The sequence below is a fragment of the Neobacillus terrae genome, assembly GCF_011393025.1.
In the GTDB taxonomy this organism is placed as follows: domain Bacteria; phylum Bacillota; class Bacilli; order Bacillales; family Cytobacillaceae; genus Neobacillus_A; species Neobacillus_A terrae.
In genome coordinates this window covers 1-12,446 of record NZ_JAAOEO010000021.1, presented here as the reverse complement: position 1 = coordinate 12,446, position 12,446 = coordinate 1, and the positions used below count along the sequence as shown (strand labels likewise).

General features: G+C 40.4%; 12 protein-coding genes. 9 read left to right on the top strand and 3 right to left on the bottom strand.

Annotation, left to right across the window (positions count from 1 at the left end):
* The first annotated feature begins 156 nt into the window (after positions 1-156).
* Entirely contained in the window at positions 157-942 is a 786-nt protein-coding gene (locus G8761_RS21285) for a phosphotransferase family protein (protein ID WP_166029985.1), read from the top strand.
* Here G8761_RS21285 and G8761_RS21280 read toward each other — a convergent pair.
* Positions 930-1,208 carry a YtzH-like family protein gene (locus G8761_RS21280; protein WP_166029984.1) on the bottom strand — a complete coding sequence of 93 codons (279 nt, stop codon included), beginning with the start codon at positions 1,206-1,208 and terminating at the stop codon, positions 930-932. The genes G8761_RS21285 and G8761_RS21280 overlap by 13 nt on opposite strands.
* Before the next feature lie 170 nt (positions 1,209-1,378).
* On the opposite strand from G8761_RS21280, the gene trmB reads away from it, so the two are divergent.
* Positions 1,379-2,017: a tRNA (guanosine(46)-N7)-methyltransferase TrmB gene (gene trmB / locus G8761_RS21275; RefSeq protein ID WP_166029983.1), complete on the top strand. Its 639-nt coding sequence runs from the start codon at positions 1,379-1,381 to the stop codon at positions 2,015-2,017.
* A gap of 412 nt (positions 2,018-2,429) precedes the next feature.
* A complete protein-coding gene (locus G8761_RS21270; protein ID WP_166029982.1) occupies positions 2,430-3,269 on the top strand; it encodes a YtnP family quorum-quenching lactonase in 840 nt (279 codons plus the stop codon).
* Between the two features lie 109 nt (positions 3,270-3,378).
* Here the strand turns inward: G8761_RS21270 and G8761_RS21265 are convergent, their stop codons facing one another.
* Entirely contained in the window at positions 3,379-3,627 is a 249-nt protein-coding gene (locus tag G8761_RS21265; protein WP_166029981.1) for a hypothetical protein, read from the bottom strand.
* A 370-nt stretch (positions 3,628-3,997) separates the two neighbouring features.
* On the bottom strand, positions 3,998-4,309 hold the full coding sequence (locus tag G8761_RS21260) for a PepSY domain-containing protein (RefSeq protein ID WP_166029980.1): 312 nt from the start codon (positions 4,307-4,309) through the stop codon (positions 3,998-4,000).
* A 189-nt stretch (positions 4,310-4,498) separates the two neighbouring features.
* Here G8761_RS21260 and G8761_RS21255 point away from each other — a divergent pair, with 189 nt between their 5' ends.
* The 6 genes from G8761_RS21255 (at position 4,499) to murC (ending at position 12,288) form a co-directional block, all read left to right on the top strand.
* Positions 4,499-5,572: a M42 family metallopeptidase gene (locus G8761_RS21255; RefSeq protein WP_166029979.1), complete on the top strand. Its 1,074-nt coding sequence runs from the start codon at positions 4,499-4,501 to the stop codon at positions 5,570-5,572.
* A 110-nt stretch (positions 5,573-5,682) separates the two neighbouring features.
* Positions 5,683-6,192, top strand: coding sequence for a DUF84 family protein (locus G8761_RS21250; protein WP_166029978.1), 510 nt, complete (start codon positions 5,683-5,685; stop codon positions 6,190-6,192).
* 134 nt (positions 6,193-6,326) lie between these two features.
* Entirely contained in the window at positions 6,327-6,641 is a 315-nt protein-coding gene (locus G8761_RS21245; protein WP_166029977.1) for a thioredoxin family protein, read from the top strand.
* Between the two features lie 79 nt (positions 6,642-6,720).
* The gene (locus tag G8761_RS21240) at positions 6,721-7,521 is read left to right on the top strand and encodes a DUF1444 domain-containing protein (RefSeq protein ID WP_243450111.1); all 801 of its coding nucleotides are present in this window, start codon (positions 6,721-6,723) and stop codon (positions 7,519-7,521) included.
* Positions 7,522-7,676: 155 nt separating this feature from the next.
* Positions 7,677-10,661: a DNA translocase FtsK gene (locus tag G8761_RS21235; RefSeq protein ID WP_338001012.1), complete on the top strand. Its 2,985-nt coding sequence runs from the start codon at positions 7,677-7,679 to the stop codon at positions 10,659-10,661.
* 325 nt (positions 10,662-10,986) lie between these two features.
* Entirely contained in the window at positions 10,987-12,288 is a 1,302-nt protein-coding gene (murC, locus tag G8761_RS21230; protein WP_166029976.1) for a UDP-N-acetylmuramate--L-alanine ligase, read from the top strand.
* Positions 12,289-12,446: the final 158 nt, after the last annotated feature.

The window sequence follows — 12,446 nt, the reverse complement described above, 5'->3', positions numbered from 1 at the left end:
ATAGATTGGCTAGCCTTTTCGGCAAGCTGTTTAATTTAGATATATTCTTTATCACATATGATAATTGTGAACAATTCCGGTTTAAACGCCCAGGGGACCAGATCGCATAACAAGGAAAGCTGGCGTTTGAAGCAGGATAAATGTAGGTGACCAATTTTGGAAGATTTATTAGGACAAGAGTGGGAAATTGTCCCTGCTGGCGGCGCTACTGGAGAGGCTTTCTTTGCTAGATGTGAAGATCAGGAACTGTTCTTAAAACGGAATTCTTCTCCTTTTCTTGCTGTTCTGTCGGCAGAAGGAATCGTCCCAAAGCTTGTTTGGACGAAGAGACTGGAAAACGGGGATGTAATCTCCGCACAGCAGTGGCTAGAAGGAAGAGAGCTTAAAGCACCCGAGATGAACCAGGATCGCGTTGCCAAGCTTCTCAGGAAAATACACCGCTCCAAACCAATGCTTGGTATGCTTAGGAGACTAGGAAAAGTACCGCTTAAGCCAGAGAATTTGCTGGAGATGGCACAGTCTGATCTAGATGCAGAAATTATCGCTCTTCCAGAGGTACAAAAGGCGTTGGACTTTGTAAGGGAAGAGGCAGGCAGTGTTCAAAGTGATGAGCAGGTGGTTTGTCATGGAGATTTGAACCATAACAACTGGCTGCTTGCAGAAAACAACCAGTTGTACCTAATTGATTGGGATGGTGCCATGGTCGCTGATCCGGCCATCGATTTAGGGCAAATGCTTTACTGGTATGTTCCGGAGTCAGATTGGGATAGCTGGATGGCCATGTATGGGAAAAAGATAACCAGCCATCTAAAGCTTAGAATGAAATGGTATGTGACTCTTCAATCCCTTTCATCTATCCAATGGAATAAAAATAAAGGCCGTCTTCAAGAAATGGAACGGCTTATCGAATTTTTAGCAGTGATTACCAATCATGAAAATTGATCGATATTGCTGACCCAATCAGAAAGGCGATCTTGGTTGGATGTAATATGCTGGTCCAAGTCGGCTGACTGGGCGCCATGCTGTCCGTATTCATAGATCTCCTCAAGAATTGTTTTTACATTTTGGTTTATCTGAGTATTGACCATAAGAGATTTGACCAAACGCTCCAGTTGTTCGCATTCGGCGACAGAACCACAGCAATCAGTTTGATGGTTGTTTAATATATCTTTTAACAAGGTAACCTGGTCATGATGACTTAAAGGCATACACGCACTTCCTTTCGGTTAATAAGGTGATTAAAAGGAATCCACAGATAGGTTGTGGATTCCTTTTGTCATTTATTCACGGATAAAAAATTCCAAATTTAAAAGAGGCTTGCAAGGATAGTCTTTGTTTGGTATGTTTTGAACGATATTATTTTTTGGGAGTTGTAGTTATGCGGCTAAGAAATAAACCCTGGGCAAGGGAAAAAATAGAGCAACATCCACAATATATTGTGCCCTCACCTGAAAACCTTAAAGGTCAATGGCACGAAGCTTTTGCTGAAAAACAGCCTCTTCATATTGAAATAGGAACCGGTAAAGGACGGTTTATCACAGAAATGGCCAAGGCGCACCCTGATATTAACTATATTGGGATTGAGATTTATGAAAGTGTCATTGTAGCGGCACTTGACCGTTTAATCGAAGCAGATCTTCCCAATCTAAAGCTTTTGAACGTCAATGCCACTGACTTAAAAAACTTTTTTGAAAAAAGTGATGTTGACCGGGTATACCTGAATTTTTCCGATCCCTGGCCAAAGGTTCGCCATGAAAAAAGGCGTCTTACCTATAAAGATTTCCTGAAACTTTACGAGGATATTCTTGTGGATGGAGGAGAAATTCATTTTAAAACAGATAATCTAGGACTATTTGAATATTCATTAATGAGCTTTTCGGAATATGGATTGTTATTAAAATTTCTGAGCTTAGATCTCCATCAGAGTAATTATGAAGGAAATATAATGACGGAATACGAAGAGAAGTTTTCCAATAAAGGAAACAGAATATACAGATGTGAAGTTAAATACAGATAATAATTTGGCCAGGTCATTCGACCAGGCCTTTTCTTAATTAATAAGAAGGCATAAAGTTTTACCTTTTTAATTGTCTAGCTCCAGCGCCTAGCGACTTTTCATCCTTGATTAGCTTCCCGGATTATCTTGCATCAAGCATGACCGTTAGGTGATACTTGGTGCAGCTAGTGTCCATCCCGCTTCTCCCTACGATAAGTCAACATCGAAATTTTAAAGTGCTCCTGCGCCATAGAGTATTCAAGGAAGCTAATGTTCAGCTCGTCGCAAAGCTGCATGTTGTCAAATCAGAGGAGAAATAACAGGAAGTTTACTCAGGCAGTTGCTTCGCTGAACGGACGCTTGCGCCTTTCTTATTATTTTTAAATTACTTACATGGATGCTAAAATGGGGAGAAAAGGGGTTGAGGGTAGAAATGGAAACTTTAAAATTTGGTAAGGCGGCGCTTACATGGCTGCCTGGCGGTGTAACAAATCTTGATGGTGGGGCAATGTTTGGAGTAGTACCCAAACCATTATGGGAGAAAAAGTATCCTTGTAATGAAAAGAACCAGATTGAGCTTCGGACTGATCCAATTCTTCTTCAGGCCGAAGGAAAAAACTTTTTAATCGAAACCGGCATAGGAAAAGGAAAATTAACCGAAAAGCAGTTAAGAAATTATGGGGCTTCTGAAGAGTCAGAGGTAGAGGAAGCATTATCAAAGCTTGGACTCTCAACTTTTGACATCGATTATATTTTAATGACCCATCTTCATTTTGACCATGCATGCGGTTTAACAAAAAAGGAAGAGGAAGGTTATACTTCTGTTTTTCCAAATGCAAAAATAATTGTGTCACAGATCGAATGGGATGAAATGAGAACGCCTAATATTCGTTCGAGAAATACATACTGGGAGGAAAATTGGGAAGCCATACAGGAACAGGTAGAAACCTTTGAAGAAGAGTGGAGCTTTGGTCCAGTCAAAATGGTTCACACAGGCGGCCATAGCGATGGACATGCTATCATTGTGATTGAATCAGATGGAGAGACTGTTGTTCATATGGCCGATATTATGCCAACTCACGCCCATCAAAATGTTCTCTGGGTGCTTGCATATGATGATTATCCAATGGACTCAATTTCGGGAAAACAAAAATGGCTGGAATACGGCAAAAAGAAAAATGCCTGGTTTACCTTCTATCATGATGCCTATTATCGGGCGGTAAAGTGGGACGAGGATTGGAAAATAAGCGAGAGTGTGAAGAGAGAAAGATAGGGACAAAAATTAAGCAAGTACGAATTCGTACTTGCTTTACTTTTTATCGTGCACTTAGCGACTAATTACAGGATAGCAGCTTCGCTAATCGGACGCCTGAGCTATTTTCTTACCAAAAGAAAAATGGAAGAACGAATCCTGCTGCAAATGGGATGAAAGCTCTAGGTCCCCAAAATGGTCCTGGGCGCCTAAAGCCATAACCATAGCCCTCCTGGCCATCGGATCCACCAAATTCTTCGATTTCCAGACCGTCTTTTCGAACCTTTACGACCTTTCCGATTGCCCATTCTCCTTGAGCATTTTTAAACTTTACCATTTGACCCTCTAAACGACGTGCTTTTTCATAATTTAAAGACATCGGAATTCTCCTTTCCATAATACTTGCTATAGAATATGGAGAATTCCAAAAGATGTATAGACAGACAAACTATACTCGTCTTTTTTTTGGGGGATTGTAAAGGAGATACCTTACCAAATTTATAAAGGCAAAAACTGAGCTGGGATATGATAGCCGACCTCTCAAGGCCAAAACTAGGCGGGATTCTATGAGATTTGTCCCTGAGCCGGTCTGTCAAGGATAAAACTAGGCGGGATTCTATGAGATTTGTCCCTTAGTCGGTCTGTTAAGGCAAAAACTAGACGGGATTCCATGAGAAAGCTCATTGAATGGGTCTCTCAAGGACAAAACCCAGCCTGATTGTACGTAAAATGTCCCTAAGCCGGTATATTCATGTCAGTTGATTAACTTCAAGAATTGTTCCGGTAGTTGCATCTGCAATAAACTCATACTGTTCCTGGCTGCCCTGGGTAATTCCGCCTTTGTAGACCTTATATGTAAGCTGGTTTTTTACATAAGGCTCCGCTTCCATATGAATCCAAGATCCGGTGACGGGCCCGCTTACTTTAAATTGTTTTTTTACATAGTTAAGGACCTTTTCAGATGAAACATTTGTCTTTTGGGATACGGTCTCTTTTATTGCATATCCGCCTGCTATACCAATCGCTGTCCCGATAAAAAATGATTTCCAATTCCAATTCATCACAGCACCTCCAAAACTCAATAAATTAGTATTTCAATTGACATAGTTATATATACCAACAGTATAACGTACAGGTGATAAAGAAGATAATAGAATTACCTGAGTTCTTAATCAATAGGGTGGAAAGAGTTCAGATGTTTCTGTAAAATAAACGTATACATATAAGCTTAAATGAAAAGGAGCCTGGACATGAACGAGAAAACATTAAAGCTTTTCCAAACACTTACAGAGCTTCCGGGAGTATCGGGAGATGAACATTTAGTCAGGAAATTTATGAGAGAGCAGCTTGAGCCTTATGCTGATGAAATCATCCAGGATAATCTTGGAAGCATCTTTGGGGTAAAGAAAGGCTCTGAAAGTGGTCCTGTTGTTATGGTTGCAGGCCATATGGATGAAGTAGGCTTCATGGTTACTGCTATCACTGATAATGGAATGCTCCGTTTTCAGCCCTTGGGCGGCTGGTGGAGCCAGGTTCTTCTGGCACAAAGAGTACAAATTTTAACAAAAAATGGTCCTGTTACTGGGGTTATAGGTTCTATCCCTCCACACCTTCTCGATGAAGCTAAACGAAACAAGCCAATGGAAATCAAAAATATGCTAATTGATATTGGTGCAGATGACCGCGCAGATGCTGAAAGAATTGGAATTCGTCCGGGACAGTCAATCGTACCGATTTGCCCATTCACTCCAATGGCAAATGAGAAAAAAATTCTTGCCAAAGCCTGGGATAACCGTTATGGCTGTGGACTGGCTATTGAACTTCTGCAGGAACTGAAGGACATTCAATTGCCAAACCTTCTCTATTCTGGTGCCACTGTACAGGAAGAAGTTGGTTTAAGAGGAGCACAGACAGCTTCAAATATGATTAATCCAGATATCTTTTTTGCATTGGATGCCAGCCCGGCTAATGATATGTCGGGAAGTAAAAATGAATTTGGCCAGTTGGGAAAAGGCACGCTGCTGAGAATTCTCGATAGATCCATGGTAACACACCGGGGAATGCGTGAATTTGTTCTTGATACAGCAGAATCCAATAATATCCCATATCAATATTTTGTTTCCCAGGGTGGAACCGACGCAGGAAGGGTCCACACCTCCAATGAGGGAGTGCCAAGTGCTGTTATCGGTATTTGCTCCCGCTATATCCATACCAGCGGCTCTATTGTTCATGTGGATGACTATGCTGCTGCAAAGGAATTATTGGTAAAGCTTGTTAAAGCCTGCGATAAAACTACGGTGGATACAATCAAATCTAACAGTTAAGAAATATATAGAAGCGGAAGAGGGCATTTACCATGCCCTCTTTTGTTGGAATATGAGTGAGTTAGTGCATTTGTCGAAAACGAAGTTATTGTTTTTAAGGAGAGATCAGAATGAGAGTAGTCATAGGCTCAAAAAATCCTGCAAAAAATGAGGCAGTTAAAAATGCTTTTTTACATCAAAAGGCAGAGTTTATCTCATTGGATGTTTCTTCTGGTGTTAATGCCATGCCTTTTTCTGATGAGGAAACAATAAAAGGTGCTGTTAATCGTGCATTGGCATCTTTGGAACACGCCAATGGCGATTTTGGTATTGGCCTTGAGGGAGGGGTTCAGGAGACAAGCCATGGCCTGTTTTTATCAAATTGGGGAGCACTTGCGGCAAAAGATATTCCTCCTATTATTGCAGGAGGCGCAAGAATATTGCTGCCGGAAGAAATCGCTGTTAGATTAAGGGACGGAGAAGAACTAGGGCCTGTAATGGATGATTATGCAAGAATACAGAATGTACGAAAAAAAGAAGGAGCCATAGGTATCTTTACGAATGGGTTTATTGATAGAGCTGAAATGTTTACTCATATCATGAAACTACTTTTAGGACAATATCAATACCGTACTAAGTAAGGCCAAAGAATTTTGTTTTTATTGGAGCCCTTTGGGGGAAAGATAAAAGTGGGTGCAAAATCCGGTTCAAATATTAGACCCGATGCCAAATAGACTGTTATGATGATAAAAACGAGCGAACAGGAGGAATTGGGATGAAAGAATTAGAATCAATGGAACAATATGAGCAAATGAAAAACGAAGGCAAGTATTTATTTGTATTTTCTGCAGATTGGTGCCCTGACTGCAGGGTTATCGAACCTGTTTTACCTGATATTGAAAAACAATTTGAAGAATTCACGTTCATTCATATTGATCGTGACAAGTTTATCGAGATTTGCCAGGAACTTGATGTTTACGGAATTCCGAGTTTTATCGGCTTTGAAAACGGAAAAGAGCTTGGCCGTTTCGTAAGTAAGGACAGAAAAACTCCTGAAGAAATTACAGGCTTTTTAACTGGCTTGCAATAAACCGAAGCATCCCTCTCCATCTCATTTTGAGGTGGAGGTTTTTTATTGTAGAATTAGTTAAGAGAATCGAGGGATAGCAATGAAGATGGACAGTATTAAAATGAAAAAACTGCTGGAAGAGCGCCTTAAGCAGGAAGATAGAAAGATCTCCTATGACAGGGAGAAGGACCAGCTAAGGATTGAAAGCAGAGTAACGGGCAAAGGGATTACTGTATCACTTGGCGGGATTATTGCCAAATGGCACACTCAGAAAGAAAAAGCCATTGATGAAGTGGTTTACTATATTAGTGAAGGGCTTTCTGCAATGGAAGGCCAAATCCAGCTAACTGAGCATGAAAAAAAGATTTTTCCTGTTATCCGTTCTGCCTCATTTGCTTCTGAAGCAGAAGAAGGGGTTCCTTTTTTATTCGATGAACACACAGCCGAAACAAGAATTTATTATGCGTATGACATGGGAACCACTTATCGCCTGATTGATTCAAGGATAATTCAAAAAGAAGGCTGGGACGAAGCGAGAATCAGGGAAATAGCCATGTTTAATGTCCGCTCTCTTCCTACACCATTAAAAGAGGATCAGGTTGCCGGAAATGTATTTTATTTCCTGAACTCCAAGGATGGGTATGATGCAAGCCGCATATTGAACAAAGTGTTTATAAATGAAATGCAAAAAAAGATAACCGGAACGATGGCTTTAGCTGTTCCCCATCAGGATGTCCTTATAATTGCTGATATTCAAAATGATACCGGTTATGACATTTTGGCTCAAATGACAATGGGGTTTTTTGCAAATGGTCCTGTGCCTGTGACCGCTCTGTCCTTCCTATATGAAAATGGAAGTCTTGAACCCATCTTTATTTTGGGGAAAAATCGAAAACTTTAATGAAAGTTGATCACTTAATAAGTGGTCTTTTTTCATTTCTTATATAACAAAAATTACAGATTGCAAGTATTTAGGCCTATTCTGCAGTTTTGTGTCGAATTTTTTCGAAATACTGCTAAAATAGAATGATATAGAGGAAAGAAGAAAGAGTGATAATGTTGAGTTGGATTCATAATATTCTCCAAATGTTTAAAGGACATGAAGATTTGGAAGATGACATACAAAGCCAAACAGCCATCGAGCCTGTCGAGAACCAGGTCCCATTGAAAAGAAGACAAACTGGGAAGGAAGTGGAAGCAAGAGTTGTTTATCAGTATCCAAAAGGAAACTTCCGTTTTCCGCTTATTCCTGATGGGAAATCAAAAATAGTAAGCGATAGAAGAAATCGCGAGCCTGTAAAAGAAACAATAAAAGAAGAAAATACTAAAATTCAAAAAGTGAAAAAGCCAAGCTCGCCTCCTCCCGCTGTTAAAAAACAGGTGACTCCACCAAAGAATGGACATCCATTTAGACCAACGGAAATTCCTTCTCCTGTTTTTGGATTTGCTAAGCCAAAGCCCATTGAGGTTGTGGAACATGAGCTCACCAATTTTAGTATGGGAGAGCCGCTTCAAAATAACATACCTGTAGTCAATGTAGTTGAAGAAAAAGTAATTGAATTAGTTGAAGAAAAAGTTCTTTCTCAAGAAAATATAGTTTTCGAGAAGGAGACTTATAAAGACAATGTGGAAAATGAAATGGAAACCAAAGTTTCCGTTAATGAAGATGAAGTAATCCAAGACAAAGTGATTATTCCAACTGGGGAAGAAGTGCCCGTCTTGTTTGATGATGAACCTAAAGATGAAGTAATCCAAGGCAAAGTGATTATTCCAAGTGAGGAAAAAGCGCCCATCTTGTCTGATAATGAACCTAAAGATGAAGTAATTCAAGGTAAAGTGATTTTTCCAAGCGAGGAAGAAGCGCCTATCTTGTCTGATGATGAATTTAAGGATGAAGCAATCCAAGGCAAAGTGATTATTCCAAATGAGGAAGACGCGCTCATCTTGTCTGATGATGAAACTAAAAATGATGATAGTAAAGTTTCCAGCCATGTGATTGAAACACTCATTATTAGGTCTAGTTCTGAGGACATCCCAACTCCAACTGAAGAAAATAATTATTCGGAAAACCAGCTATTAGAACAAGAGCAGTCAAATGAACCAAAACAGGATCAAGAGCTTGGAAATATTGAAAACAACGACCTTTCGATCAGCAACTCACTAAGCTTCGAAGAAGAGGGGGAATTCAGCGGGGAAACGAAGGAGAATTTCATTCATGAAATGCTGCCTGAAGAAGCCCAGGAAGCAAAGGCTGAAACTGTTCCCGCTGCTGCAGAGATAAAGAGTGAAACTGTTCCTGCTGCTGCAGAGCTAAAGGCTGAAACTATTATTCGTGATGAAGCTAATGAAGATTTTCCATTAGAAGAAACGGAATCAAAACAGGAGATCATTCAGGAACGTGAACAGCCACGACGAAATCATTTGCCATTTAACGTTATGATGTTAAAGCAGGATAAACGCAAATGGGAACAAAAAAGTTTCGGAGGAAGAGAAACCATTAAGCCGGCAAAGGAGATTTCAAATAATAAATCTCCAGCAGTCCCAATGAAAACGGAAACTGAAAAGCCTGCTTCAAGTAATCCATTAAATAATGATTTGGAAGATGACAGTGACTTGATGCGATATCATTATCCGGAACGGAGCTTGTTAAATCCTCCTGTCTCTAATGTAATAGATAATGAGTGGCTTAAAAGCCAGGAAGAACTTTTAAATCAGACTCTTCACAATTTCAATGTTGGTGCCAAGGTAGTTAACGTAACCCAAGGGCCGTCAGTCACACGTTTTGAAGTACAGCCGGAGCCTGGTGTCAAAGTTAATAAAATTACAAATCTCTCAGATGATATAAAACTTAGCCTGGCTGCGAAGGATATAAGGATCGAAGCGCCCATACCAGGCAAGCATACGATCGGCATTGAAGTTCCTAACCAAATTTCAAGGCCTGTTCCAATCAGCGAAATTATAGAGACTAATGTCTTTAAGGACAGCACATCTCCTTTGACCGCTGTGTTGGGGCTGGATATCTCAGGCAAGCCGATCATCACTGATTTGAAAAAAATGCCGCATGGCCTGATTGCAGGTGCTACAGGCTCAGGAAAAAGTGTTTGTATTAATACCATTCTGATTAGTTTGCTGTATAAAGCAAGTCCTGAAGATCTTAAATTGCTTCTGATTGACCCCAAAATGGTGGAACTGGCTCCTTATAACCAAATCCCTCATTTAGTCAGCCCGGTTATTACCGATGTTAAGGCAGCTACTGCTGCACTTAAATGGGCAGTTGAGGAGATGGAACGCCGTTACGAGTTATTTGCCCATGCAGGAGTGCGGGATATTGGCAGGTTCAATGAATTAGCTTTACAGCATAAGAGATATTCAGAAAAACTTCCATTCATTGTTATTGTTATTGATGAGCTGGCAGATTTAATGATGATGTCGCCGGCTGATGTTGAGGAAGCCATTTGCCGAATCGCCCAAAAAGCAAGGGCATGCGGTATTCACCTGATTATTGCTACCCAGAGGCCATCTGTTGACGTTATTACAGGATTAATTAAAGCGAATGTACCAACAAGAATTGCATTTTCTGTTTCATCTCAAATTGATTCAAGGACGATTATAGATATTAGCGGCGCAGAGAAGCTTCTTGGCCGTGGAGACATGCTTTTTCTTGAAAATGGTTCTTCTAAACCTGTCAGGCTGCAGGGGACTTTTGTGTCAGATGAAGAAATTGATCTTGTTGTTGCCCACGCAAGAGAGCAGCAGGCACCGAATTATTTATTTGAACAAGAGGAATTGCTGAAAAAAGCTCAGGTAACAGAAGAGGAAGATGAGTTGTTTTATGAAGCTTGCGAGTTTGTGATTGACCAGGGCGGTGCATCAACTTCCAGCTTGCAGCGGCGCTTTAAGATTGGGTACAATCGGGCTGCCAGACTAGTAGATATGATGGAAAAGCAAGGGTACATTTCAGGAGCAAGAGGAAGCAAGCCAAGGGAGGTCCTGATATCGGAGGCCGATTTGGAATCGATCCAGGAGGCAGGAGCCTTCTAGTAGATGTATTAATATAATAAAGGGTATCTTTTTCCAAAAAAGACAAATAATAAGAGAAAATATTTTGCCGAAAAGAAGTAAAAAACTGTTCTAAACCTTGCTGTATAAGTGTTTCATATAAAAGCAGGCAAGCAATAGGTTTAGGAAATCGCGAAAGGGGGAATATGATTGCTTGCGCAGAATTCCCCGTATTTAAAAGGTTATGCTATAATATTTTAATATGTTAAACCTCATACGCCGAGTACATAACTCTGGTACAATGAGCAATTACAGATAGATGTCATATACTGTTTTACAGATAGACGTTGGTTGGAGGTTCTTTTACATGACTACTCACCATTTCGTAGGTATTAAGGGGTCTGGAATGAGTGCACTGGCACAAGTTCTGCACGACATGAAGTTCGATGTGCAAGGCTCCGATGTCGAAAAGCGATTTTTTACTCAGCAGGCTCTTGAACAATCAGGAATAAAGATCCTTCCCTTTCAAAAAGAAAATATACAGCCGGGATTGACCATTATTGCGGGCAACGCTTTTCCTGATACGCATGAGGAAATTCAGGAGGCGATGAAGCTTGGCCTTCCGGTCGTCCGCTATCACCGCTTTTTGGGAGACTTCATGCAAAACTTTACAAGTATCGCAGTGACGGGAGCGCACGGAAAAACGTCCACAACTGGGTTACTTGCGCATGTTATGCAAGGGGTTAAGCCTACCTCATTCCTGATCGGAGACGGAACGGGAAAAGGTGAGGATGGTGCTGAATATTTTGTTTTCGAAGCATGCGAATATAGAAGACATTTCTTATCCTATTTTCCTGATTATACGATCATGACGAATATTGATTTTGACCATCCTGATTACTTTGCCAATATTGAAGATGTGTTCTCTGCGTTTCAGGAAATGGCTCTTCAGGTAAAGAAGGGCATCATTGCTTGTGGGGACGATGAACAGCTTCAAAAAATCCAGGCGAAGGTTCCGGTATTATTTTATGGGCTTGGGGAAGAAAATGATTACCAGGCGAAAAATGTAGTGAATACACCTGAAGGTACTACTTTTGATGTTTTTATCAGAAATACGTTTTTTGATACTTTTTCTATTCCCACTTTCGGAACTCATAATGTTTTAAACTCACTAGCAGTTATAGCTCTTTGCCATTACGAGGAATTGGACACTGAAATTGTAAAAGAACGCCTTACAACATTCCAGGGTGTAAAGAGAAGATTTTCCGAAAAAACAATGGGCTCACAAATTCTTATTGATGACTATGCGCATCACCCAACTGAGATTAAGGCTACACTCGATTCAGCAAGACAAAAATATCCTGATAGAGAGATTGTTGCGGTATTCCAGCCGCATACATTTACAAGGACCCAAACCTTTCTTCAGGACTTTGCGGACAGTCTGAATATTGCCGACAAGGTATATTTATGTGAAATTTTTGGCTCAGCCAGAGAAAATCATGGTAAATTGTCCATTAAAGATCTTCAGGATAAAGTAAACAATTCCGAAATTCTTAACGAAGAAAATACATCCATACTCCAGCAGCATGAAAAAAGTGTCATCCTTTTCATGGGAGCGGGAGATATCCAAAAGTTCCAGGAAGCATATGAAAAGTTACTAACAGTGTAAAAAAAGAGGGTGATCCGGAATGATTTATACCCCGAATAACGGACACGATTAAAAAAGTGCCCCCTTATTCGGGGTTTTTTGTGTTCCTCAGAAAAAATCCCGTTTATAATGAGTCCAATGAGTATGAGCGGAGGATTATGATGAGTCGGAATTTATAT